Consider the following 24,864-nt stretch of genomic DNA (forward strand, 5'->3'; position numbering starts at 1 on the left):
CGGCGCGACTGTCACCCGTGACATAAGGGCGCCGCAACGTTTCGGGCCCCTAAAATATGATTCGTATCGAGAATATCAGCAAGCAGCTCAGCCACCGGATCCTCTTCATCGAGGCATCCGCAGCCCTCAACAAGGGCGAGAAGGTCGGCCTCGTCGGCCCCAATGGTGCGGGCAAGACGTCGCTCTTCCGGATGATCACCGGAGAAGAGATGCCGGACGAAGGCCAGGTCGCCGTCGATAAGGGCGTGACGATCGGCTACTTCAACCAGGATGTCGGTGAGATGTCGGGGGGCAGCGCTGTTGCCGAGGTGATGAACGGTGCCGGGCCGGTGAGCACGGTTGCCGCCGAGCTGCACGCGCTTGAAGCCGCCATGGTCGACCCCGACCGTCTCGACGAGATGGATGCGATCATCGAGCGCTACGGCGAGGTGCAGGCACGCTATGAAGAACTCGACGGCTACGCGCTGGAAGGCCGTGCACGCGAAGTGCTGGCGGGCCTCAGCTTCTCCCAGGAGATGATGGACGGCGACGTCGGCGCGCTTTCTGGCGGTTGGAAGATGCGCGTCGCGCTCGCCCGCATTCTGCTCATGCGCCCTGACGTGATGCTGCTCGACGAACCGAGCAACCACCTGGATCTGGAAAGCCTGATCTGGCTTGAGGCCTTCCTCAAGGGCTACGAAGGGGCGCTGCTGATGACCTCGCACGATCGCGAGTTCATGAACCGGATCATCACCAAGGTGATCGAGATCGATGGCGGCTCGCTCAACAGCTATTCCGGCGACTATGCCTTCTACGAGCAGCAGCGGGCGCAGAACGAAAAGCACCAGCTGGCGCAGTTCGAGCGTCAGCAGGCGATGCTCGCCAAGGAGATCAAGTTTATCGAGCGCTTCAAGGCGCGCGCCTCGCATGCAGCCCAGGTGCAGAGCCGGGTCAAGAAGCTCGAAAAGATCGACCGGGTCGAACCGCCCAAGCGCCGTCAGACCGTGACGTTCGAGTTCCGGCCGGCGCCGCGCTCAGGCGAAGACGTGGTCAACCTCAAGAACGTGCACAAGAAATATGGCGAGCGCTGCATCTATGAGGGTCTGGACTTCATGGTGCGTCGTCGCGAGCGCTGGTGCATCATGGGCATCAACGGGGCCGGCAAGTCCACGCTTTTGAAGCTGGTGACAGGCTCGACCGATCCGGACGAGGGCAGTGTGGCGCTCGGCGCCAGCGTCAAGTTGGGCTATTTCGCCCAGCACGCGATGGATCTGCTCGATGGCGAGCGCACGGTCTTCCAGTCGCTGGAAGATGCATTCCCGCAGGCAGGGCAAGGTCCGCTCAGGGCGCTGGCCGGTTGCTTCGGCTTTTCAGGCGACGACGTCGAGAAGAGATGCCGGGTGCTTTCGGGCGGCGAGAAGGCGCGGCTGGTGATGGCGATGATGCTGTTCGATCCGCCGAACCTGCTGGTGCTCGACGAGCCCACCAACCACCTCGATCTCGACACCAAGGAAATGCTGATCAAGGCGTTGGCGCAGTACGAGGGCACGATGCTGTTCGTCTCGCACGACCGCCATTTCCTGGCGGCGCTGTCAAACCGCGTTTTGGAGCTGACGCCGGACGGCGTGCATCAATATGGCGGCGGTTACACCGAATATGTCGCCCGCACCGGCCAGGAAGCGCCGGGTCTGCGCAGCTGACTTCGCTGTGTCGCGGCGTCGCCGTGACGACTCTCCGAAACGACAAGAGCCGAAGCACGTTGCGCGTGCTTCGGCTCTTTTTGCTTCCGACGATCCTATCTCGAAAAAAGCTGCGCTCGTTCGGATGACCAGCCTCAGGCGCGCTCTTCCCAGACCTTTGCCAGCTCGACCAATGTCTTGACCGCCCGTTCCATGTCCTGGCGGCTCACCCATTCCAGCGGCGAGTGGAAGGCATGGCCGCCGGCGAAGATGTTGGGGCAGGGCAGGCCCATGAACGACAGGCGCGAGCCGTCGGTACCGCCGCGAATGCTGCCGCGCACCGGCGTCATGCCCGCACGTCGCACCGCTTCGAGCGCATTGTCGGCGATCTCGGGGTTGCGGGCGAGAATGGCCTTCATGTTGCGGTACTGCTGCTTGACCTCGAAGGTGTAGGATGACCCCGGATAGGCGGCGATCACGTCCTTGACGATGCCTTCGAGCATGGCTTCCTTGGTCGCCAGGCCCTCGTCCTCGAAATCGCGGACGATCAGGCTGAGGCTGGCCTTTTCCATCGTGCCGGTGACGCCGGTCGGGTGAATGAAGCCTTCGCGGCCTTCCGTGCTTTCAGGGGCGATGTCCTTTGGCAGGCGATCGATGATGGCGCCGGCGATCTTGATGGCATTCTCCATCTTGCCCTTGGCAAAGCCCGGATGGATGGCAACGCCTGAAATGGCGATCTCGACACCGTCGGCGGAGAAGGTCTCGTCTTCGATATGGCCGGCGGTTTCGCCGTCGATGGTATAGCCGAACTGGGCGCCGAGCTTCTTCAGGTCGACCTTGTCGGCACCGCGGCCGACTTCTTCGTCGGGGGTGAACAGGATGCGGATGGTGCCGTGCCTGACGTCGGGATTGTCCATCAGGAACTGTGCTGCCGACATGATTTCGGCAACGCCGGCCTTGTCGTCGGCACCCAGGAGCGTCGTGCCATCGGTGGTGATGATGTCATTGCCGATCTGGTCGAGCAGCACAGGATGCTCGCTGACGCGAATGACCTGCTGCGGGTCGCCCGTTAGCCGGATGTCGCCGCCCTGGTAATTCCTAACGATCTGCGGCTTGACGTTGGTACCGGTGAAATCCGGTGCCGTGTCCATATGAGAACAGAAGCAGATGACCGGAACCGGCTTGTCGACGTTTGAGGGAATTGTTGCGTAGACATAGCCGTGTTCGTCGAGATGCGCGTCCGATACGCCCATTGCCAGCAGCTCTTCGACCAGCAGTCGGCCGAGCGTCTTCTGTTTCTCGGTGGTGGGCGTGGTCTTCGACTTGGCATCCGATTGAGTGTCGATAACGACGTAACGAAGGAAGCGATCGATAACAGTGTCGGTCATAAGCAACGTGTCCAATATATCTGCGTCAACGATGGTCACGATATAACCGTCGCCGGCGTGCCCGTGAATGGACTTTTCGCCGCGCCGACGCGTTTTGTCGGCGAGGCAGAGGTCGGATTACGGCGCGGACCGCCATCCATGGTCCATCAGGCCAGTCTATCTGGCCCGATGCGCTGCCTTGCCCTCGGTGACTAGTCGGCTACGTGTGTTACGACGATTTCGCCGTCGAACACGCAAGCACCGCTTCCGTCTTGGCGCGGAGACCGAAGACGAGCAGGCTTGCGGCGGCCGACAGCCAGACACCGATGGCGCCATAGAGCATGACCCAGCCGAAACCCTCGCCGAGCGCCGTATGGATGACCGTCTCCGACAGGCCATAGTCCGAAGTCAGCATGCCGCCGGCCGAGATCTTCTCGGCGAGCGTACGCAGCTCGGTGTCGGTCACTCGCCCGAAAAGCGAGCTTTGCAGCGAAGACAGCACGCCTTCGACCAGGATCAGCCCCATCAGCGCGATGTTGATCGCCAGCGAGATCATCCGCGCGCTGGTGTCGATGCCCGAGGCCATGCCGGCGCGCTCCGCGGCGACCGCGCCGGTCGCGGCGTTGGTCACCGTGGTATTGGTGAAGCCGAGGCCAATGCCGGCCAGCACGCACCCCGGCAGCATCGTTAGCCAGCTGGCATTCTCAACGCTGCTGCCGATCTTCATCATGAGGAAGCCGAGACCGATCGTGAACAGGCCGGCCGGGATGACGATCCCTGGACGAAAGCGAAGCATCAGCCGTTCGGCAAACGGCGGGACGATAAGCGGGGGCAGCGTGTAGGCGAGCAAGGCGATGCTGGCGGTCACACCGTCATAGCCGAGGCCCGCCTGGAACCAGATCGGCAGATAGATCATGAACGGCCAGAAGCTGATGTTCATGCCCACCGAACCGAACAGCGCACCTGAGAAGCTGCGGATGCGGAACACCGAAAAGTCGAACATCGGCCGGGCGCTGACTTTTTCGGCAATCACGAAGCCGATCAGGCTGACGATGGCAATGCCGAGGATTGACAGTGCGGTCGGGCTGGCAAAACCGAGTTCGGGGCCTTGGGTAATGAAATAGGCGATGCAGAAGACCGCGGCCGACAACGTCACGATGCCGGCGACGTCGAGGCTCTCGGCGCCAGGATCGCGCGATTCCTTGACGCCTGCGAGCGCAAGCGCCACCGTCACGCCTGAAAGCAGGACGTGGACGAGAAACACCCATTCCCAGCTCAAGAGCGCGACCGTCGCGCCGCCGACGATCGGACCAAAACCGAGGCCGATCCCGAAGATGATGCCCCACCAGCTAAACGCGATCCCGCGCTGGCGGCCGGACTGGAACTGCTGCGATAGGACGGCGATCTGGCAGATGAGCATCACGCCGCCGGCCATACCCTGGAGGAAGCGGGCGACGATCAATACTGATATGTTGTCGGTCAGCCCGCAGATCAGCGAGGCGATGCCGAAGGCGATGATGCCGGCGACGAAGATGCGCTTGCGGCCGTAGCGATCGGCCAATGTGCCTGCTCCCATCAGAACCGCCGTGACGGCGATGGTGTAGGCGTTCATGATCCATTGCAGCTGCTTGAAATCTGCGCCGAGCACCTGCTCCAGCGTCGGCAGGATTGCTGGAATACTGGAAATCTCCAGGCCGAACATCAGCGAGGAGAGGCAGACGGCTGCCAGTGCCAGCGCACTGCGGCGGGTTATGGGTTGGTTCATGCTCACGGTCTTTCGATGCTTTGGCGGGCATCGCGGAAAACCGGTTCCGGCCTTTCCACACGCTCCGCCCGAATTGAAATCGCTTGGGGACCGGGGCACCATAGTCTGGCCTTGATCACAACTGAATTGGATGGTTAGGTATTTCAGAGATAACAAAATCGGATGGTTGCAATGACGACGCTGGATGTGGATGCGGTGCAGGCCTTCGTCGCGATCGCCGATTTTCAAAGCTTTACCCGCGCTGCGGAGTTCCTCGGCAGCACGCAAGGGGCAATCAGCGTCAAGCTGAAGCGGCTCGAAGATCGGCTCGGCGTCAGGCTGCTGGAGCGTACACCAAGGCAGGTTCGGCTCTCGGCGCAGGGCGCTGTCTTCATCGAGGGCGCGCGCGAATTCCTCGCCGCCCATGAGCGCGCGCTGGCAGGGCTGTCGTCGACACGTCGCCGCTTCGGCCTCGGCATTGCTGCCCACGTCGCCGGCCCGGAAGTGCCGACATTGCTGGCGCGGCTCTATGCCCATGACCCCGGCCTGTGCATCGAGGTCAGGCTCGAGACATCGCGAAACCTGCTTGGCGCGTTCGACCGCGGAGAGCTCGATGCCGTCATCATCCGGCGCGACGAAGACCGGCGCGATGGCGAGACGCTTGGGCCGGAACATTTCGGCTGGTTCGCCTCACCCGGCTTCAAGCGCGGACCGGGTGAGCCGCTGCGACTGGCAGCGCTGGCGCCGCTCTGCGGCGTGCGCGACATCGCCACGCGCGCGCTCGACGCGGCCGGCGTTCCCTGGGTGGAGGTGTTCGTCGGCGTGTCGACCGCTGTCAACGCTGCAGTCTCGGCGGGGCTCGCCGTCGGCCCATTCTCCTGTCGCCTTGCGCCCTCCGACACGATCGAAGTCAGCAAACAGTTTGGCCTGCCGCCGCTTCCGTCCTCGGAGATCGTTCTGCATTCGACCCTGACCGACGCGCGATCCCGCAAGGCCCTGCAAACCCTTGCTGCCGCCTTCCGCGAGCGGCATTCGGTAGCGATCGAGACCGACCCATCGGTCCAAAAGACCTGGCCGAAGATCGAGCTGTCGGCATCCTGAGTGCCGCGGGCGAGACTGATCGTGGAGGCCCTGCCCGCTGCCGTTATGTAACGATTCTAAAAGCTGCAGCGCTGAAGTCTGCAGCGTCCCGGCCTGAATCAAAAGCGATTTCGGGGACGCCATGGGCGGAAAATTACCGCGTGGTGGCGAAACGCCGTTGCTCCAAGCCGATCCTGCGCGCCGGTGCCGCAGGCGCCTTGACCCAGCCCTGGGCGGCCGGCGTCTTTCTGTCGGGCTTGCTGGCGCTCGGGCCCTTCAGCCAGCGAATGATGGCCTCGAAGCCGTGCTTGGCCAGGCGCTTGGTGATTCGCAGGCTGTCGTCGTCGAGATCGCAGGCAAGGCCGATTTCCTTCCAGTCGAGCTTGTTGCCGGTCTGCGGCGGCATTGCCCGCCGGTTAACGAAATCAAGCATGTAGTGACGGAGGTTGTCGTAGTCGTGCTTGGGAAGGGCGCGGGCAAGCCGGAGCTCGCAAAACGATGCAATCTTTTGATGAAAACTGTGAACCGGGGCAGTCAATGGGGGCATGTCAGTTGGAACTCATACGTGGTTGGCCGGCGAGACGCCGGGGTACGGGCAGCTAAGTGAATCGCGTTAACGAAGCGTTTCGCTCGCCGGGTGGATTCATCGACGTGCGCGTCGAGAAATCTGTAGAAACGTTGGAAGCCCAATCACCTGGCGATGACTGGGCTTCGTCCATATGCCAGCCGGCCGCGCTAAATGACGACCTACCGGAGGTGGTTCGGTTTATGGTCTCTGGAGAACGTCAACGCGCGGTCGCCGTCCGCATCCTTGATGCGGGTGGGAAGTCCGATCCGGTTGAGGATGTCTAGGAACGGGCGCGGCGGCAGTTCTTCAACGTTGACCATCTGCTTCACATCCCACTCGCCCGAGGCAATCAGCATGGCGGCGGCAACCGGCGGCACGCCGGCGGTGTAGGAGATGCCCTGCGATCCGACTTCTTCGAAAGCGTCCTTGTGGTCGGCGACGTTGTAGATGAAGACTTCGCGTTCCTGCCCGTCCTTGAGGCCCTTGACGAAATCGCCAATGCAGGTCTTGCCCTGATAGTTCGGTGCCAGCGACGACGGATCCGGCAGCACCGCCTTGACCACCTTCAACGGGACGACCTCGAGGCCCTCGGCCGTCTTCACCGGCTGTTCCGACAGGAGGCCGAGATTCTTCAAGACGGTGAAGACGTTGATGTAGTGATCGCCAAAGCCCATCCAGAAGCGGACGTCGGCGCCGTCCATATGCTTTGCCAGCGAATGAACCTCGTCATGGCCGGTCATGTAGGCCTTGCATTTGCCGACCACCGGCAGGTCGTATTCCTTGCCGACCTCGAACATCGAATTGGTCTGCCACTGGCCGTTCTGCCAGGAATAGACGACGCCGGTGAATTCGCGGAAGTTGATCTCCGGATCGAAGTTGGTGGCGAAATATTTGCCGTGGCTGCCGGCATTGATGTCGACGATATCGACGGCGGTGACCTTGTCGAAATACTCATCCTTGGCGAGGCGCGCATAGGCGTTGACCACGCCCGGGTCGAAGCCGACGCCGAGGATGGCGGTGATGCCCTTTTCCTTGCATTCTTCCGCACGCTTCCATTCGTAGTTTCCGTACCACGGCGGCGTCTCGCAGATCTTCTTCGGATCTTCGTGGATCGCGGTGTCCATGTAGGCAGCCCCGGTATCCATGCAGGCGCGCAGGACCGACATGTTGACGAAGGCGGAGCCGACATTGATGACGATGCCGGCCCTGGTCTTTTCGATCAGCGCCTTTGTCGCCTCGACATCCATGGCGTCGAGCGCGTGCGCCTCGAGCGTCACTTCGGTTTTCAGGCTCTTTTTCTCGCGCACGGAATCGACGATCGCGCGGCACTTTTCGACCGTTCTGGATGCGATATGGATGTCTCCCAGTACATCGCAGTTCTGTGCGCATTTGTGCGCCACGACCTGAGCCACGCCACCGGCGCCGATGATGAGAACGTTCTTTTTCATTTCGGGGGATGTCTCCTTTTCCCTTGGGGATATGACGAGCCTAGAGCGCCGTGCGTTCAGAAGAACGCGCTAAGGGCGCTATAGCCCTTTGATTCTAAAGCATCTTATCCGCCTTAAGTGATTCCACTTAAAGGCGGGATGCTTTAGGAAAGGCTCTGTTCGTAGTCGGCGAAGGTGAATTCGCGGACAAGCCTGACGCTGCCGTCAAGATCTCTGATGGCGATTGACGGCATGCCGACGCCGTTGAACCAGTTCTTCTTGACCATGGTGTAGCCGGCCGCATCCTGGAACGAGACGCGGTCGCCGACCTTCAATGGCTCGGGAAAGCGGAACTCGCCGAAGATATCGCCGGCAAGGCAGGATTTGCCGCAGATCATGACGCTGTGTGGGCCAGCATTGGGCTCGACCTTTGCGCTTTCGCGGTAGATCAAGAGGTCCAGCATATGCGCCTCGATCGAGCTGTCGACGACGGCGAGATCCTTGCCGTTGTTGAGTGTGTCGAGAACGGTGGTCTCGAGCGTCGTGCTCCGGGTGATCGACGCTTCTCCGGGCTCGAGATAGATCTGGACGCCATGGCGGCCGGAAAAGGCCTTCAGGCGCTCGCAGAAGGCATCGACCGGATAATCGTCGCCGGTGAAGTGAATACCGCCGCCAAGGCTGATCCACTCGGCGCGGGAAAGTAGCGCGCCGAACTTTTCCTCGATCTCCGACAGCATCCGGTCGAACAGGCCGAAATCCTTGTTCTCGCAGTTGTTGTGGATCATGAAGCCGCTGATGCGATCCATGACGGCCTCGACCTTGGCCGCATCCCATTCGCCGAGCCGGCTGAAGGGGCGGGCGGGATCGGCAAGGTCGAAACTGGATGAGCTCATTCCCGGATTGAGGCGCAGGCCGCGGGCGATGCCGGATGCCTTGTCCGCGAAACGGTCCAGCTGGCCGATCGAGTTGAAGATGATCTTGTCGGCATGGCCGATCACCTCTTCGATTTCGTTGTCGCCATAGGCGACGCTGTAGGCATGGGTTTCGCCGCCGAATTTCTCGCGCCCGAGCCGTACCTCATAGAGCGACGAAGAGGTCGTGCCATCCAAGTATTCGCGCATCAGATCGAAGACCGACCAGGTGGCGAAACACTTGAGCGCGAGTAGCGCCTTGGCCCCCGATTTGTCGCGCACGTAAGCGATCTTCTCCATGTTTCGAAGCAGCTTCGCCTTGTCGATCAAGTAATAGGGGGTCTGGATCATGATGTGCCTTGTGTCTTCAAAAGCTCGCGGTGTCGGTGAAAGGAGTAGGGCTATCTGATGTGCAGCCCGAGTGCCCGTCGTTTCATGGCGCGGGCGGCAAGCGAGATATTGACCGAGCGCTTCGAGAGATAATTCGTGGCCAATGTCGCCGCCCTGCCTGCGTCGCCCAACAGGATGGAGGTGGGCAAGCGCTCGGGAGCGTGAGAACCGCTTGGCGCCGACGTCGGTTGGAACACTTCGTCTCCCGTCGAACCCAACCAGATCAGCTCGTGCTCGGCGGGGCGCCGGAGAAAGGCCGCGGCCTCAAGAAAGTCGGCTTGAGCGGCCGCATCCTGCGGGTCGAGAAGAAGGCGTTCCTGGCTGGCGTGGATCGCCGTCCCGATCCTGTGCGGATCGTCCTTCGGTTTGCGCCACAGCAGATATCGTCCGTCGATCAGGTCGATATATTCGTCGATCCTGCCGACGGGCAGAGGCTCTTCGGCAAACGGCCCGAAGAACTGGAAGGGATCTGCGGCGGATGCCGGTTCGCGGCTTGCGCATCTGTCCTCCCAAGCTTCGCGCTCGAAGTCGACAATACGTGCGACCGAGACCGCGATTTGCGGCCAGTTCGAAAGCGCTTGCTCGGCTACGCAAAGCGGCAGACCAGCGGCGCGCCAGAGGGCGTGGAGGATGGCAAGGCTGACACGCGCCGTTGCCGACAGGTCGAAGCACTCCGGATCGCCTGCGTCGGCCGGGCGTCGCGCGCCCCTCAGCATGTCGCAATCGAAAAGTTCGCCGAGCGCTGCTCGACTTTCGCCGAATGCGGTGACGATTTCGAGCTCGGTGAACAGGCCCGAGTGCCAGCTGTCAATTTGCGGGATGTTTTTCATATACGCTGTCGAGAACTAAGGGCCTGCTCGCTATCAGGAAGTCCGCTCAAGGCGGCACGAGCCGGCGATCGATTTCATCGTCTCAGCCAAAAGAGAGATAGCTGGGATGGAGTGACATACCCCGGTCGCGTACGACAAAAGCCGCGGCCGGGTTACGATCCCGTTTTCAGGCGCGCGGGTTCTCGAAGGGCATATGAAGTCACGATCAGCATGCCACTATCGTAATTGCGACGGCGCGTATGTCAAGGCGATGTGCCGGATGTGCGGAACCGCCGCACTTTCCCCATGCCCTTCCGCCCAATGGTGCCAGCCGCCCCCGTCCGGTCTCAGCCCAGCACGGTTGCTGACTGCGGCGCAGCGGCCGAATTGAACGGAAATACGGTGGACGCTGGTTTGGCCGTGCTCGGATCTGAAGGTGAGACGGGAGCCTCACGAGATGGAACAAAATCGCGGCCGCCGTGCGAATATTGGAAGAGCGATCCCGCTCTGGCTTCCGTTCTGGTTTTGCATTGATTGAGAACCGGCGCCCGAGCTGTCACATTATCAGGGTCGCTTGACGTGCAGCCATCCTCCCGGCTGCGATAGCGATGTTCCCTCTGGAGGTTATACACCTCTCAATTTGAGGCCGCCGTCTGAACGGTGGCCTTTTTCTTTTTCTGTGTTCGACCGCTGGCAAAGCCGCATCTGAAGGGGTGGACTTGCGGACTCGAAATCTCCGTGGTAACGTTCCCATGAGTTCATGCCATGGGAGGGCGTGTTTGATGCAGCGGAGGCGGCCGACGATCATTGACGTCGCGCGCAAGGCGGGGGTGTCCAAGAGCACCGCCGGCCGGGCACTCTCCGGCGCGTCCAATGTCACGGACGAGGCGCGCGAGCGGGTTCTCGATGCGGCCCGTGCCGTCGGCTATGAGCGCAACGATCTCGCCGTCGGCATGCGGTCCGGCCGCACCGGTTTGCTTGGTCTCGTCATCCCTGACATTACCAACCCGTTCTGGGCCGAGGTGGCGCGCGGCGCGCAGGATCGCGCGGTCGAAAACGGGGCCTCGCTGCTGGTGTTTTCTTCCGATTGGGATCACAGCCGCGAAGCCAGCCATCTCCGGGCCCTGCGGCAGGCGCGGGTCGATGGCGCGATTATCAATCCGGTCGCCGACAATTTCGACGATCTCGACAGGTTCGGGCTGCCCTTCGTCTTGATCGGCTCGAGTGCCGAGCGTTTTCCGTCCACCTCCAGTGTCGGTTCCGATATCGCCCAGGCGGTACGGCTCGGCATGGACCATCTGGTTTCCAAGGGGCATCATGCGCCGGCACTGATCCTGGGGCCGAAGTCGCGTATCGCGCGTGCACGGTTTCTGCGGACCTTCCACGAGCATTGCGTCGATCGCGACATCGACCCGGCGGCTTTGCCGATGGAAGATGGCGAGTACACCGTCGAAGGCGGGCGCACGGCGATGATGCGGCTGCTGCAACGCGACCGGGTCGGGCATCTCGCGGTTTTCGCCGCCAACGATCTGATGGCGCTCGGCGCCATGGTCGCCGTCCGCGAAGCCGGGCTTCGCTGCCCGGAGGATGTCTCGATCCTCGGTTTCGACGGCATTCCCGCAGGCGCATTTTCCTGGCCGGGACTGACGACGGTTGCCAAGCCCGGGCGTGAGATCGGCGTGCGCGCCGTCGACTGCCTGTTCGATGAAATCGCCGGCCGTCCCGAGCATGGCCGGGTGTTCATGCCATGCCGGCTGATCGAGCGCGGCTCGTTGGCCGATCTGTCGCTTGACCAGCCCAGACGCGCAGCAAGCTCCGGGAGGGGGTAGGAATGACCAATCGTGACGAGGCGGTGATCTCGCCTAAGTTTGGGAACGTTCCCAAATCAAGCGCACGCCGCAGGACGGGACGCGTTGCGCTCGCCGCCGACGGCTGGCGGCGCTGGTGGCCCTATTACGTCATGATGGCGCCGGGCATCCTGTTCTTCCTCGTCTTCCATTACCTGCCGATCTGGGAGGCGCGCATCGCCTTCGAACAGGTCCGGATCGTGCCGCCCAACATCTGGGTGGGCATCAAGCATTTCCAGGTGCTGTTCTCCTCGCCGGTGTTCTGGCAGGTGCTCGCCAACACGCTGATCATCTCCGCGATGAAGATGGTATTCTTCCTGCCGGTGCCGATCATCGTCGCGCTGCTCCTGAACGAGGTTCGCGGCGGGTCGCTGCGCAAGTTCATCCAGTCGGCGATCTACCTGCCGCATTTCCTGTCCTGGGTGGTGATCGCCGGCATCTTCATCGCGGCGCTGTCGCCGACCGACGGTGCCGTCAACAATCTCATGGGCATGGCCGGCATGGCGCCCCGATCGTTCATGACCGATACCGGCGCTATCCGCTGGGTACTCGTCTTCACGGAAATCTGGCGTTCGGCAGGTTGGGACAGCCTGCTCTATCTCGCCGCCATCATCGCTATCGACCAGCAGCTCTATGACGCAGCCGAGATCGACGGCGCCAACCGCTGGCAGAAGATCAGGCATGTCACCCTGCCGGGCATCGTGCCGACGATCGCGACGCTGTTCATCCTCAACGCCGGCATGTTCCTCAACGCCGACCTCAACCAGGTGATCAACCTCTCCAACGATGTGGTGCGCAGCAAGATCGATATCGTCGACACCTATGTCTACCGCATCGGTTTGCAGACCGGCGAATACTCGCTGGCAACGGCCGCCGGCCTGTTCAAGGCCGTGCTCGGCACGATGATGATCGTGATTGCCCACTTCGTTTCCAAACGCCTGACCGGGAAGGGAGTCTGGTAATGGCCCTGTCACGCAAGACCCCGATCGAACGCATCGAATATGCGATCATCGTTTCGACGCTGCTGTTGCTCGCCGTCGTCACGGTCCAGCCGATCCTCAACCTGCTCGCTGTCTCGCTGTCCGAGCCGGCAAAGGTGCCGGGCATGAGCGGGCTGACCATCATACCCAGGGGCTTCTCCTTCGAGGTCTGGAGCGTTCTCCTGCAGCACCCCAATGTGCAACGCGGCATCTTCAACTCGATCTTCATCACCGCCGTCAGCACCGTGATCGGCGTCGTCGGCACCGCGTTGATGGCCTGGGGCCTTTCGCGGCCCGGCCTGCCTGGCCGCAAGGCGCTGTTCATCCTCGTTCTCGTCACCATCGTATTCGAGCCGGGCATCATTCCCGATTACTTCGTCAACAAGCGCCTCGGCCTTCTCGACAGCTACTGGTCTGTCATCCTCTTCAAGGCGGTCAATGCCTGGTACCTGATCATCCTCATCCGCTTCTTCGAGGAAATCCCGAAGGAGCTGCTGGAAGCCGCCGAACTCGATGGCGCCAACCCTTTCCAGGTGTTCTGGCATCTGGTGCTTCCGCTCGCCAAGCCGGCGCTCGCGACGATCTCGCTGTTTTATCTCGTCTTTCACTGGAACGAGTTCTTCCGCGCGATGATCTATCTGAACGATCAGGGCAAATGGCCGCTGCAGGTGGTGCTGCGCCAGTTCGTGATCGACGGCGACAAGGTTGCGATCGTCGGCGCCAACAACGCCAGCAACAACACCGGCGCCAGCCAGATCGATCTGAGGTCGCTCAAGGCCGGCATGATCCTTCTGACCATCGTGCCGATCCTGGCGATCTACCCGCTGATCCTGAAATTCTTCACCAAGGGAACCATGAGCGGCGCGCTCAAGGGCTGAACACGACACGAGATCCAACAAAGAAGCCTATCCAAACGGAGGAGACGAAATGCTTAGAAAAATGGTCCTGCTGGCATCGACAGCCCTGGCGCTCAGCCTTGGTGCTGCCGCCCCGACAATGGCCGAACCGGTCAAGATCCGGGTCGTGTCCAAGGACTTCACCCCGTCCAACCCCGACGACGTCAAGCACCTGCAGCGCATTGAGGAAGCGCTCCGGGCGCAGGGCACCGATCTCGACATCGAACTCGTCGACCTGCCGTCTTCCGGCTATGCCGACAAGCTATCGGTCATGCTGCTTTCCGGCGATATCCCGGACCTGATCTACTTCCAGGGCGGCGACGCCAAGATGGTCGAGCAGGGCGTGCTTGAAGACCTCGGCCCGATGCTGGCCGATACGAAATATCTCAAGGATGCGCTGTGGCCGCACAATGTCGAGCGGCTGAAGAACTACCCCTACCTGCTCTACGTCTATCCGGTGCGCGGACCCCAGCCGGTGATCCGCAAGGACTGGCTGGAAAAGACCGGCCTCAAGGCGCCGGAAACCGTCGAAGACTATGTGACCTTGTTCAAGGCCATCAAGGACGGTGACCTCGACGGCAATGGCGTCGCCGACAGCTACGGCGTGACCACGGCCGACAACACCAACGAGCTCGATTCGATCTTCAACCAGGCCTTCGGCATCACCGGAACCTGGATGAAGAACGCAGGCGGTGAGTGGGTGCAGTCGCGCATCACCTCCCAAGAGAAGGATAAGATCGCCTTCTACGCCTCGCTGCGCGAGCAGGGCCTCTACGATCCCGAATACATCACCACCAAGTTCGACGTGAAGGAAGACAAGTTCTACACCGGCCGGGCGGGCGTGATCTTCGGCTCCTCCGGCGAAGTCATCGACATCTATGGCGGCAAGATGCGCCAGGTCCATCCGGGTACCGAACTGGTGCTTCTGGCGCCACCGAAGGGACCGGGCGGGCAGGGCCTTGCAGCGGTCGACGTCTCCAAGGAATCGCGCGGGCTGGCGATTTCCGCCATCTCCGAGCACAAGGCCGAAGTGATGAAGCTGCTCGACTTCATGGCGAGCCCCGAAGGCCAGATGTTCGATCGCTTCGGCTTCGAGGGTCAGGAATACACCAAGGACGGCGACAGCTACAAAGTCACCGACAAGATCGCGACCTGGTACGCCCGTTTCATGGTTGCGGCCAACTGGACCCCGCCCGTCGTTTGGCAGTCCGAAGCGGCGCAGCAGTCGCTGGCGACGATCCAGAAGGACTTCAAGCCGGACAACACCTTCGTCTGGCCGGCAGACTACGCGGCCGATCTCGACGCGACCGAAAACGTCTATCGGTCCTGGGTCTACAAGTTCATCTCCGGCGCCGCCAAGATGGATCAGTGGGACCAGTATGTCGCGGAGTGGGAAGCGGCAGGGGGAAAACGTCTCAACGAGTATGCAAGGACGGTTCTAGATGCAGAAAAGTAGCGTTCAAGGGCTCTCCCTGAAGGGGAGGGTCCGCGCGCTCATCCATGGCGTCGCGCTCGGCGACGCCATGGGGGCGCCGGTCGAAAAGCTGCCGGCCGCGGAGATCGCGGTCAAGTATGGGCGGGTGACGTCGCTTAACACCGAGTGGCACAAGATGTCGCTGGATGCCACGGCCCGCAACGGCCGGGTGCGCGGCAACGGCATCGTCACCGACGACACGCTGATGACGCTCTGCCTGATGGATATCTATGGCGAGGTCCGCAGGCATCTCGATGCCTGGGACATGGCCGACGGCATGGTCAAGCAGATCGCCTGGGTGCCGCGCTACGTACCGGAACTGCAGCGCGAAGCGATGCTGATCGAGCGGCTGTTCTATCCCGAGAAGTGGATATTCCAGCGCCACCAGCTCACCTCGTGCGATCCGCGCCAAGGTGGCATCGGCAACATGGTCAATTGCGGCGCGGCGATGTATGTGGCGCCGATCGGCGTCGTCAATGCCTGCGATCCGAATGCCGCCTATGACGAGGCGATCGCATTCGCCTCCGGCCACCAGGAAAGCTTCGGGCTTGAAGCTGCCGGCGCGTTTGCCGCCGCAGTCGCCGCGGCCTTCATCTCGGGAACGGATATCGAAGGCGTGATCGAAGCGGTTCTGGCACTGGCCAAGGACGGCACGCGCAACGCCATTGCTGACATCGCCGAAGTTGCCCGCAAGCTCAAGGCGCAGGGTGCTGACTATCAGACCGTCGTTGCCGCGTTTCATGCGGCCATCGCGCCCTATTCTCCCATGGGCGACGACGTCAACCACACGCCCGCCAAGGCAGGGCGGCTGACTGCCGCCTATCAGCCAAGCCGCCTCGGCTCGATCGAGGAACTGCCTTTGGCACTTGGATTCTGCCTGTTCAACGACGGCGATTTCCGCCGGTCGATCGAGGATGGCATCAATTCCGGCCGCGATACCGACTCCATCGGCGTCATGGCCGGCGCGATTCTTGGCGCGATGCACGGCGAAGGCGTCATCGACGTTGCCGACCACGCCCTGCTCGATCAGGTCAATAAGTTGAACCTCACCGCCGCCGCCGATCGGTTCACCGAAACGGCGACCATCATCCAGGCCGCCGACCAGGCGGTAGCCGACCGGCGGACCAGCTTCCGCGCCGCCCTTACATTCTGATTGATAACGAAAGACGCATGATGCCCAAGCTCAGCAAAGAGACGATTTACGAGAAGATCTATGCCGGTTTCATCGGCAAGGCCATTGGCGTTCGCCTTGGTGCGCCGGTCGAACCGACGATCTGGAGCTATGAGCGCGTCCAGAAGACCTATGGCGAAGTTACCCAGTACCTGCGCGATTTCAAGAATTTTGCCGCCGACGATGACACCAACGGCCCGGTCTATTTCATCCGCGCGTTGCGGGATTATGGTCTCAAGGCCAGCGCGGCCGATGTCGGCAAGACCTGGGTGAACTATGCCGCCGAAGAGCATGGCATGTACTGGTGGGGCGGTTTCGGCGTCTCGACCGAACACACCGCCTACCGCAACCTGCGCGCCGGCATCCCCGCGCCGCAGTCCGGATCGATCGCCCAGAACGGCGCAACCGTTGCCGAACAGATCGGCGGCCAGATCTTCATCGACAGCTGGGGCTGGGTGCATCCGGGCGAGCCGCAGAAGGCGGCTGACGCTTCTGCCCGTGCGGCAAGCGTCGCCCATGACGGCGACGGCCTGAATGGCGCCCGCTTCTGCGCCGCCGCAATCGCCAAGGCATTCGAGGCGACGTCGATCGCCGAGGTGATCGACGCTGCCATGGCAACCATCGACGCGAATTCGACCTATGCCCAGGTAGTGCAGGCCGTGATCGACTTTCACAAAGCCAACCCCGGCAACTGGCGCGCCTGCCGTGACATGCTGACAGCCGAATGGGGTTATGATCGCTATCCCGGCGTCTGCCACATCATCCCGAACGCCGGTGTCACCGTCATGGCGATCCTCTACGGTGAAGGCGATCTGCCGCGCACCGCCGAGATCGCGACCATGGCCGGCTGGGATACCGACTGCAATGCCGGCAATGCCGGCGCCATCGTCGGCACGTTCCAGGGGCTTCAGCCGAACTGGGACAAGTACCGGAAGCCAATCAACGACTTCATCGTCGCCTCGGGCGTCGTCGGCTCGATCAACATCGTCGATATTCCCTCCTTCGCCCGGGAATTGACCGTGCTGGCGCTGCAACTGCGCGAAGACGATGTGCCGGCCCTGTGGCTCGAGGACTTTACCCGCCGCGGCGTTCGCTTCGATTTCGATCTGCCGGGTTCGACCCATGGTTTCCGCACCGAGGGCTTCAACCAGATCAGCCTCAAGGGCTCGACCGAAAGGCAGGCCGAAGGTTCGCGCGGCTCGCTCGAAATCCAGCTCGATCGGCTCGAGCGCGGCCAGGGCGGACGCATCTTCTGGAAACCCTTCTATAGCCGGTCCGATTTCGACGACGAGCGCTATCGTCCGATGTTCTCGCCGCTGGTCGATGCCGGCCAGAAAGTGTCGTTCAAGCTGTGGCTCGATCCGTGGAACGGTGACGGCAACCTGCGCGTCGCGCCCTATATCCGCCGGGCGATTTCAGGCGCGATCGAGGAGACCGGTGCGTGGCACGTCCCCAACCACGAAGGTTGGCAGGACTACGCATTCACCGTGCCGGAGGGTGCCGAAGCGATCGACGAGATCGGCATCCAGGTCGAGTATTTCGGCCGTCTGAAATTCCTCGGCCGCCTGTTCCTCGCCGATTTCAAGGTTGAGGGCGCTGGCCATACGGCGATCGATCCCAAGGGTGAAGTGCAGGAATGGGGCGCGATCTCGCGCTTCACCTGGAACCGCGGTCACTGGACGCTGCAGGACGGCCGCATTCACGCCCATACGGCCAGTGACGCCGACATGTGGACGGGCCATTATTACGCCCGCGACGTCAAGGTCCTAGCGGATGTCAAGCCGCTCGCCGGGCCGTCGCAACTGGTAACGGCCCGCGTGCAGGGCACGAGCCGGTTCTATGCCGCGGGCTTCGACGGCGACGACGTCGTCATCCTCAAGGAGGATTTCGGCACCACCGTTCTCGCGCGCGCCCCGTTCAAGCGTGAGCTCGGCAAGAGCTACGGTTTCGCGTTTTCGGTAAAGGGCGATGCGCTGTCCTTTGCCATCGACGGCAAGCCGTTGATCGAGGCGAGCGATGACCAGTTTGCCTATGGTATGGCCGGCCTTCGCCTCGGCGCGCTCGGTCGCATGAGCGTCGGAACGTTCGAGATTATCGAGTCCGCCTGAGCGGGTTTGATCCTGCCTGCCGGTCCAACGGGCCGGCGGGCCAGAACCGCATCGGCCTATCAATTGGGAGGAGAAACCATGTCCGAGATCGAACTGCGGAATGTGGGAAAGAGCTACGGCAGCCTGCCGGTGCTCGATAATATTTCGCTGGACATGGGCAGCGGCGAATTCGTGGTCCTGGTCGGCCCGTCCGGTTGCGGAAAGTCGACGCTGCTGCGGATGATCGCGGGGCTGGAAGACATCAGCGCCGGCGAAATCACCATCGGCGGCCGCATCGTCAACGACATGCCGGCCAAGGAGCGCGACCTTGCCATGGTGTTCCAGAGCTATGCGCTCTATCCGCACATGAAGGTAGCAGACAACATGAGCTTCGCGCTGAAGCTTGCCGGCGTGTCGAAGAGCGAGATCAAGCGTCGCGTCGATGAAGCAGCCGACATCCTTGGCCTTGGGCATCTGCTCGAACGGCTTCCGCGCGAACTGTCGGGCGGTCAGCGTCAGCGGGTGGCCATGGGGCGCGCCATCGTGCGCGATCCGCGTGCATTTCTCTTCGACGAGCCGCTTTCCAACCTCGACGCCAAGCTCCGGGTTAAGATGCGCGGCGAGATCAAGAAGCTGCACCAGCGCCTGGGCAAGACGACGATCTACGTCACCCACGACCAGACGGAAGCCATGACCATGGCCGACAAGATCGTCGTTCTGAACGGCGGCAAGATCGAGCAGATGGGACCGCCGCTGGAGCTTTACAAAAACCCGCAGAACCTGTTCGTGGCCAGCTTCATCGGCTCGCCCGAGATCAACCTTTTGCGCGGCGAAGTGGACGGTGAGATGCTGCGGCTTGCCGATGGCGCCCGCCTGCCATTGCCTTCGGGCCATGGCCTCGTGCAGGGCCGCAAGCTCGTCTACGGCATTCGCCCGCAACACATCCAGCTTGCCGACAGCGGCATCGCCGCCGAGGTTGTGCTGGTCGAGCCGACCGGTGAGGCGCAGGAAGTGATGCTGCGGCTCGAGACCACCGATATCACCGTGGTTCTCGGGGAAAGCGCATTGCTGCAATCGGGCGCGAACGTGACGATCGGCTTCGACACCGCCAATATCCTGTTGTTCGACGACAAGACCGGCGGGCGCATCCAGTGAGCGAATTTGCGAGGAAACACTGGGATCCGACCGCCGAGGGTCCTCTCGAAGGGATCAAGGTTCTCGACCTTTCGCGTCTGGTCGCCGGCAACATGCTGTCGCTGCAGCTTGCCGATTTTGGCGCCGACGTGATCAAGATCGAACCGCCGGCCGGCGATCCGCTGCGCGAATGGAAGGACGAAGGCCTGTCGCTGTTCTGGAAGACCTATGGGCGCAACAAGCGCTCTGTCGTCCTGAATTTGCGCGAAACGGCTGACCGCGAGGCACTCTGGGCGCTTGTTGCGAGCGCCGACGTCTTCATCGAGAATTTTCGCCCGGGAACCCTGGAACAGATGGGCTTTGGCCCGGAAGCGCTGCTCGCGCGCAATCCCGATCTCGTCGTCGTGCGCGTTTCCGGTTTCGGGCAGACAGGCCCCTATGCGGAATTTCCCGGCTTCGGCACCATCGTCGAAGGCATGAGCGGCTATGCCTACCGCACCGGCTTTCCCGACCGCGAACCTGTGCTGCCGCCGCTCGCGCTCGCCGACATGATCGCCGGTGTCTACGGCATGTCGGCGACGATGACGGCGCTGTTTGCCCGCGAAAAGGGCAGAGCGCGCGGACAGGTCATCGACCTGTCGCTGCTGGAGCCGATCTTCTCGGTGCTTGGTCCAGAAGCTGCCATCTACGCACTCAACGGCACGGTCAAGGAACGCATCGGCAGCGCCTCGAACACCGCATGCCCGCGCAACGTCTACCGCTGCGCCGATGGCAAATACGTCGCGCTCTCCGGTTCGACGCCGGCGGTCGCCCGGCGGATATTCGAGATCATCGGCCGGGCCGACATGAACGATGATCCGCGCTTCCGCTCCAACAGCGAACGCCTCAAGCATCGCGATCTGGTCGATGACGCCATCGGGGCCTGGTTTGCCGTGCGCTCGCATGACGAAGCCCTTGCCACCATGCGCGACAGTGGCGCAACGGTCGGGCCGATCTACAACATTGCCGATGCCACCGATGACGCCCATTTTGCCGAGCGCGAGGTGATCGTGTCGCTGGATGATGCGGAGCACGGTGCGCTGCCCATGCACAACATCGTGCCGCGCATGTCCGAAACACCGGGACGCTTCCGGCGTCCGGCACCGGCGCTTGGTGAACATACGGCCGAGGTGCTGGCAGAAGTGGGGTTTAATGCGACGATAGCGGCGGCGATCGTTGCCGGAGCAGGCCGATAAGGCTGCGTCCCGCTTTACGCGCCGGCGCATTCGGACCGTTACGTTAAAAGGTGCATGTCGTCTCTACAGACGACATGCACCTTGTTGCCGTCGGGGTCGCGCAGATATGCACCGTAGTAGCCATCTCCATAGTGCTGCCTCGGACCGGGAACGCCCTCGTCCGTACCGCCGGCCGCTAGGCCCGCAGTATGGGCCTGGTCGACCGCCGCAGGTGTCGGCGCGAGAAATGCGACCATGCTACCGTTTCCCACACTGGCAGGCTTCCTGTCGAACGGCTCATAGACATAAAAGCGCGGCAATGCCTGACCTGGTGCGATCCAGCACGCTCCAGCCGGTCCGCCATCCGGAGTGATTGTTCGCCTGACAAGACCAAGAGGCGCGAGAACGGCGTCGTAGAAGACGGAGGCACGATCAAGGTCGCTGCAACCAACGGTGACGTGGCTGAACATGTTCATGCCCTGCCGACCGTTGGCTCTCCACTCGCCAGGATGGCGCCGGCAAGGTCCAAATCGACGTTCCGGCCGGATAGCGTGACGGCAAACGTACGTCCCTCGAGCGGTATCTTGCGGGCGAGCACGGCCGCCAACGCGACAGCGCTTCCAGGCTCGAGAGCCAAGCCGAATTCGCTGAAGGCCACGCGCATGGCCTCCTTTGCTTCGTCATCCGTGACAGCAAGCGTACCGGCCAGATCAGGTCTGATGATCTCGAAGGGAATCTCTGCCATGTAGAGCCCGCTGATGGCATCGCAGATCGAATGGCCGCCTGGTGCCAGGTTGATGCGTTTGCCGGCTGCGAGCGATTTCGCCATCTTCTCGAACCCAACGGCCTCGACGCCATAAACCTTGGTGGACGGAGACGCCTTGCTCAACCCCAGCAGGCAGCCGGCGGTCAGTCCTCCGCCGGAGCAGCAGGTCAGCAATACATCGATCTGGGCATTCAGCCTCGCGGCCTGTTCTGCCATTTCAAGCGCGACGGTGCCGGCACCGGCAACCACCCAGAAATCGTCGGCCGGCGGTATAAGGACCCGATCCTCGCGTTGCGTGATTTCGGCGGCCACGTCGGCGAGGTCCTTCATCGCAACCTTTACGACGCGTGCCCCATAGGCGGCAATCCGTTCGGCCTTTGCCGCCGGTGCGGTCTCCGGTACGACGACCACGGCTGATGTGCCCATCAGGCCGGCGCAATAGGCAATCGCAAGGCCGTGATTGCCGGAAGACCGGGCGACGACGCCACGCCGCCGTTCGTCGTCGGTCAGCGACCCTACCCTGTTGACCGCGCCACGCAGCTTGAACGAACCCGTGACCTGCAGGCTTTCAGCCTTGAGCAGCAACCGGCCACCATATTTCTGATTGAGATATGGCGATTCCAGCAGGGGCGTCTCGATGCAGTATTTGCCGATACGGCGGGCGGCCGCTTCGACATCGTGTAGAGTTGGCAGGGAAGTTGTGGGGACGGTGGCGAAGGGCATGACATTGATCCGGCGCTGCAATTTGTTTTACAAATGCACCGATGTCATAAGAGTTCAATTGGTGTATTGCCCTCGGAGCATTTGAGATGTTGGATTACCGCGCCGTCGCCGACGTTGTCGCCAGCGAGATCGCCTCTGGAAAGCTGCCCCCCGGTACGCGGCTGCAGCCGCAAAGAACCTTTGCCTATGAGAGAGGAATAGCGGTCTCGACCGCCAGCCGTGTTTATGCCGAACTCGTTCGCCGCGGTCTGGTTGTCGGCGAAGTCGGGCGTGGGACCTTCGTCGGGACGCCGGACCGGCTGCAATCCGCGCGGATCAGCGAGATCGCCGACGCGCCGATCGATCTGCAACTGGCGACATCGGGCTCCCTGCAGCAGGCGGCCCTGATGGCGCCGGCGTTCAAGGACATGGCCAACCCGGCAACACTCTTTGACGCCATGGACGCTCTCGGTCCCTTCGGGCCAAAGGGCGCTGGCGAGATCGTTGCGCGCTATCTCGCGCACGATCATTGGTCCCCGAGGCCTGACGGCATCCTTCTTGCCGGTGGAGGACGCCAAGCGATTGCATGCGCCATGGCAGCTGTCTGCAAGCCTGGCGATCGCATCGGCGTCGAGCCGTTGACCTATCCCTCGGTCATCCGCATGGCGGCTCGGCTCGGCTTGCAGCTCGTGCCGCTTGAGATCGACGGTGACGGCGTCGACGTTGCGGCGCTTATCAGGGTGCATCGCGCGAAGCCGCTCGATGCGATCTACATCCAGCCGACCATCCATAACCCGCTCGGTTTTTCGATGTCGCACGCACGACGAACTGCCCTCGCCGAGGCGCTCGAGGAGAGCGGGCTGCTCTGCATCGAGGACGCTGCCTTTGCATTCCTTTCCGACGCGGCACCGCTTGCGGCCTATGCGCCGGAGCGTGTCGTCTACGTCAACAGCATGCAGAAGCGGCTTGGTCCGGGCGTTGGCGTTGGCATTGTCGTCGCGCCGCCGCAGGTCAAGGTTCGCATTGCCGCGGTGATGCGTGCCGGGGGCTGGATGGCGTCGTCTCTATCAATGCACCTGGTGCTATCCTGGATCTCTGACGGCACAGCCGCCCATGTTTCTGAGCTGAAGCGGAAGGATGGGCGCGATCGGCAGTTGCTGACGGCGCGCATTCTCGGCCATGTGTCGCCGTCGGCGGAAAGCAACGCCTTTCATATCTGGCTCGAACTGCCGGAGATCTGGAGTGCCGGGGCGTTCGTTTCGGCGGCCGCTGTACAAGGCGTCGCCATCACGCCTGCGGGCGTGTTTAGTGCCATCCCAGGGCGTGCACCAAACGCGGTGCGCGTCGCGATCTCCGCTCCGCCGCTCAAGGACCTGGAGCGCGGGCTTCACGTGATCCGATCCCTGCTGGCCTCGGTGCCTGGCGACGCCGAGATCGAGTGACGAAGACTTGAAGCAAGCGGGGGCATGGCCCGGCGCTTTTAATCTCGCCAACATCTCTACATCGGCGAACTACCATCCTGCCGCGCAGCATCTCACAACATGGTGAAATGCGGCTCGCGTCAGCCGACGAACAGCGCGCGCAGCCGGGCGAATAGGCCGCTGCGTTCGCCAGTCGAGATCGACCTGACGAGTTCTGCGGCCGTCTGCGCGTTCACCGTTGCACCGAAGTGGCAGTAGCAGATCACGCCGTGCAGCTGCCAGTCGCGCAACTCGAAGAACCTGAGGGCCTCGCCGTAGGTGTCGTTTTCCATGCCTGCGGCACGCAGTACGGTATCTTCGAACGCGACGGAGATCGGCGAGCCGTCGCTGCGCAATGTATCGCGCACGGCAGCGGACTGGTGTTCGGTTTCATACAATGTCGCCAGGTGTCGGGACGGGCTCTGCTCGAGAACCTCCGCCCAACGTTCGAGGCGTTCCCTGCGAGACATGCTCAGCGGCCGGTATTCCGGTTCGATTTGTGCAAAGACCTGCAATTGCTCGCGTGTGTGGTGCTTCATTGTCGCCTCCATTTAGACGATAGATGCTCTGCGCCAGCCCATTTTACCCCACCGAAAGCGTGACTCTTGTTGGGCGCGAAGTCCAATCACGATGATGCTTCGTAACCCACTGCCAATCCGGCGCCGCGACAATCCGTCCACAGGCAACACGCCCGCATGGGCGAAGTACCCAGATTTTGACATCTTGTGGGATCACTCAGGCTGCGTTTTGAGGGAGGCTTCCATGAAGACAAAGGCACGCGACCGCGAACTCATCGACGTGATGAGACGATATTTCGCGGCAAAAGCCGAGCTATCCGAGCTACGAGCGCAGCTGGAGCAGGCCAGACGCGCCGCCGGTGCGGACATCGGTAGCTTTTACGATCCGCGCACCAATACCAGCCATGCAGACGACGTCATGCGTTCGCATGCTCTCAACAGCGAGATGCGCTCGCTGATGGATCGAGCCGAAGCCTGGGGCAGACAAGAGATTGCGACATTGAGACGAGATTTGCCGGCGGAGGAGTTGCAATCCGAACCGGATCCAACGGATGAGCCGGCTGCATCCGGTATCGAATAAGCGCCGTCCAACCCTGAGGTCGTGCCGAGAGCCTTGACGCGTGCCCGGATACAGGGACATGCCGCCGGCATGACAACCGTA

The 24,864-nt window shown here is 62.2% G+C and carries 21 protein-coding genes; 12 read left to right on the top strand and 9 right to left on the bottom strand.

Translation table 11 applies throughout. The features are described from left to right. Positions 1-56: 56 nt before the first annotated feature. Positions 57-1,679 (top strand): ABC-F family ATP-binding cassette domain-containing protein, encoded by a 1,623-nt coding sequence (locus ASD52_RS07775; protein WP_025429680.1) that lies wholly within the window; start codon positions 57-59, stop codon positions 1,677-1,679. Between the two features lie 134 nt (positions 1,680-1,813). On the opposite strand, the gene pepT is transcribed toward ASD52_RS07775, so the two are convergent. Both pepT and ASD52_RS07785 read right to left on the bottom strand, forming a co-directional pair. Further along, positions 1,814-3,046 (bottom strand): peptidase T, encoded by a 1,233-nt coding sequence (pepT, locus tag ASD52_RS07780; protein WP_057223782.1) that lies wholly within the window; start codon positions 3,044-3,046, stop codon positions 1,814-1,816. A 208-nt stretch (positions 3,047-3,254) separates the two neighbouring features. Beyond that, positions 3,255-4,790, bottom strand: coding sequence for an MFS transporter (locus ASD52_RS07785; RefSeq protein ID WP_051509261.1), 1,536 nt, complete (start codon positions 4,788-4,790; stop codon positions 3,255-3,257). A 171-nt stretch (positions 4,791-4,961) separates the two neighbouring features. Here ASD52_RS07785 and ASD52_RS07790 point away from each other — a divergent pair, with 171 nt between their 5' ends. Next, positions 4,962-5,870 carry a LysR family transcriptional regulator gene (locus tag ASD52_RS07790; RefSeq protein WP_025429683.1) on the top strand — a complete coding sequence of 303 codons (909 nt, stop codon included), beginning with the start codon at positions 4,962-4,964 and terminating at the stop codon, positions 5,868-5,870. 133 nt (positions 5,871-6,003) lie between these two features. Here ASD52_RS07790 and ASD52_RS07795 read toward each other — a convergent pair whose 3' ends face one another. The 4 genes from ASD52_RS07795 to ASD52_RS07810 all read right to left on the bottom strand — a co-directional run bounded on the left by ASD52_RS07795 (position 6,004) and on the right by ASD52_RS07810 (position 9,975). Next, positions 6,004-6,396, bottom strand: coding sequence for a hypothetical protein (locus ASD52_RS07795; protein ID WP_156612943.1), 393 nt, complete (start codon positions 6,394-6,396; stop codon positions 6,004-6,006). A 200-nt stretch (positions 6,397-6,596) separates the two neighbouring features. Continuing rightward, on the bottom strand, positions 6,597-7,865 hold the full coding sequence (locus ASD52_RS07800; protein ID WP_057223785.1) for a saccharopine dehydrogenase family protein: 1,269 nt from the start codon (positions 7,863-7,865) through the stop codon (positions 6,597-6,599). A 143-nt stretch (positions 7,866-8,008) separates the two neighbouring features. Beyond that, positions 8,009-9,106 carry a carboxynorspermidine decarboxylase gene (nspC, locus tag ASD52_RS07805; protein ID WP_057223786.1) on the bottom strand — a complete coding sequence of 366 codons (1,098 nt, stop codon included), beginning with the start codon at positions 9,104-9,106 and terminating at the stop codon, positions 8,009-8,011. A 50-nt stretch (positions 9,107-9,156) separates the two neighbouring features. After that, positions 9,157-9,975, bottom strand: a complete 819-nt coding sequence (locus ASD52_RS07810; RefSeq protein WP_057223788.1) for a hypothetical protein — start codon at positions 9,973-9,975, stop codon at positions 9,157-9,159. Between the two features lie 761 nt (positions 9,976-10,736). Between ASD52_RS07810 and ASD52_RS07815 the strand changes: the two genes are divergently transcribed. The 8 genes from ASD52_RS07815 to ASD52_RS07850 all read left to right on the top strand — a co-directional run bounded on the left by ASD52_RS07815 (position 10,737) and on the right by ASD52_RS07850 (position 20,778). Beyond that, entirely contained in the window at positions 10,737-11,783 is a 1,047-nt protein-coding gene (locus ASD52_RS07815) for a LacI family DNA-binding transcriptional regulator (protein ID WP_057223790.1), read from the top strand. A gap of 2 nt (positions 11,784-11,785) precedes the next feature. Beyond that, positions 11,786-12,763 (top strand): ABC transporter permease subunit, encoded by a 978-nt coding sequence (locus tag ASD52_RS07820; protein ID WP_057212705.1) that lies wholly within the window; start codon positions 11,786-11,788, stop codon positions 12,761-12,763. Continuing rightward, positions 12,763-13,659 (top strand): carbohydrate ABC transporter permease, encoded by an 897-nt coding sequence (locus ASD52_RS07825; RefSeq protein WP_057223792.1) that lies wholly within the window; start codon positions 12,763-12,765, stop codon positions 13,657-13,659. The genes ASD52_RS07820 and ASD52_RS07825 overlap by 1 nt, the downstream gene beginning before the upstream one ends. A gap of 49 nt (positions 13,660-13,708) precedes the next feature. Further along, on the top strand, positions 13,709-15,133 hold the full coding sequence (locus ASD52_RS07830) for an extracellular solute-binding protein (protein WP_244497437.1): 1,425 nt from the start codon (positions 13,709-13,711) through the stop codon (positions 15,131-15,133). Next, positions 15,120-16,304 carry an ADP-ribosylglycohydrolase family protein gene (locus tag ASD52_RS07835; protein ID WP_057223797.1) on the top strand — a complete coding sequence of 395 codons (1,185 nt, stop codon included), beginning with the start codon at positions 15,120-15,122 and terminating at the stop codon, positions 16,302-16,304. Before ASD52_RS07830 ends, ASD52_RS07835 begins: the two co-directional genes overlap by 14 nt. 17 nt (positions 16,305-16,321) lie before the next feature. Beyond that, entirely contained in the window at positions 16,322-18,430 is a 2,109-nt protein-coding gene (locus ASD52_RS07840; protein ID WP_244497438.1) for an ADP-ribosylglycohydrolase family protein, read from the top strand. Positions 18,431-18,508: 78 nt separating this feature from the next. Continuing rightward, positions 18,509-19,564: a sn-glycerol-3-phosphate ABC transporter ATP-binding protein UgpC gene (gene ugpC / locus ASD52_RS07845; protein ID WP_057223799.1), complete on the top strand. Its 1,056-nt coding sequence runs from the start codon at positions 18,509-18,511 to the stop codon at positions 19,562-19,564. Continuing rightward, positions 19,561-20,778 (top strand): CoA transferase, encoded by a 1,218-nt coding sequence (locus ASD52_RS07850; protein ID WP_057223800.1) that lies wholly within the window; start codon positions 19,561-19,563, stop codon positions 20,776-20,778. The genes ugpC and ASD52_RS07850 overlap by 4 nt, the downstream gene beginning before the upstream one ends. Positions 20,779-20,816: 38 nt before the next feature. Here the strand turns inward: ASD52_RS07850 and ASD52_RS07855 are convergent, their stop codons facing one another. Both ASD52_RS07855 and ASD52_RS07860 read right to left on the bottom strand, forming a co-directional pair. After that, positions 20,817-21,227, bottom strand: a complete 411-nt coding sequence (locus ASD52_RS07855; RefSeq protein WP_057223847.1) for a VOC family protein — start codon at positions 21,225-21,227, stop codon at positions 20,817-20,819. Positions 21,228-21,229: 2 nt separating this feature from the next. Then, positions 21,230-22,246, bottom strand: coding sequence for a threonine/serine dehydratase (locus ASD52_RS07860; protein ID WP_057223803.1), 1,017 nt, complete (start codon positions 22,244-22,246; stop codon positions 21,230-21,232). 86 nt (positions 22,247-22,332) lie between these two features. Here ASD52_RS07860 and ASD52_RS07865 point away from each other — a divergent pair, with 86 nt between their 5' ends. Then, positions 22,333-23,667, top strand: coding sequence for a PLP-dependent aminotransferase family protein (locus tag ASD52_RS07865; protein WP_057223805.1), 1,335 nt, complete (start codon positions 22,333-22,335; stop codon positions 23,665-23,667). Between the two features lie 119 nt (positions 23,668-23,786). On the opposite strand, the gene ASD52_RS07870 is transcribed toward ASD52_RS07865, so the two are convergent. After that, positions 23,787-24,224, bottom strand: a complete 438-nt coding sequence (locus ASD52_RS07870; RefSeq protein WP_057212715.1) for a hypothetical protein — start codon at positions 24,222-24,224, stop codon at positions 23,787-23,789. Positions 24,225-24,447: 223 nt separating this feature from the next. Here ASD52_RS07870 and ASD52_RS07875 point away from each other — a divergent pair, with 223 nt between their 5' ends. Beyond that, positions 24,448-24,783 (top strand): hypothetical protein, encoded by a 336-nt coding sequence (locus tag ASD52_RS07875; RefSeq protein ID WP_025429700.1) that lies wholly within the window; start codon positions 24,448-24,450, stop codon positions 24,781-24,783. Positions 24,784-24,864: the final 81 nt, after the last annotated feature.

Source organism: Ensifer sp. Root142, assembly GCF_001426785.1.
Taxonomy (GTDB): Bacteria; Pseudomonadota; Alphaproteobacteria; order Rhizobiales; family Rhizobiaceae; genus Ensifer; species Ensifer canadensis.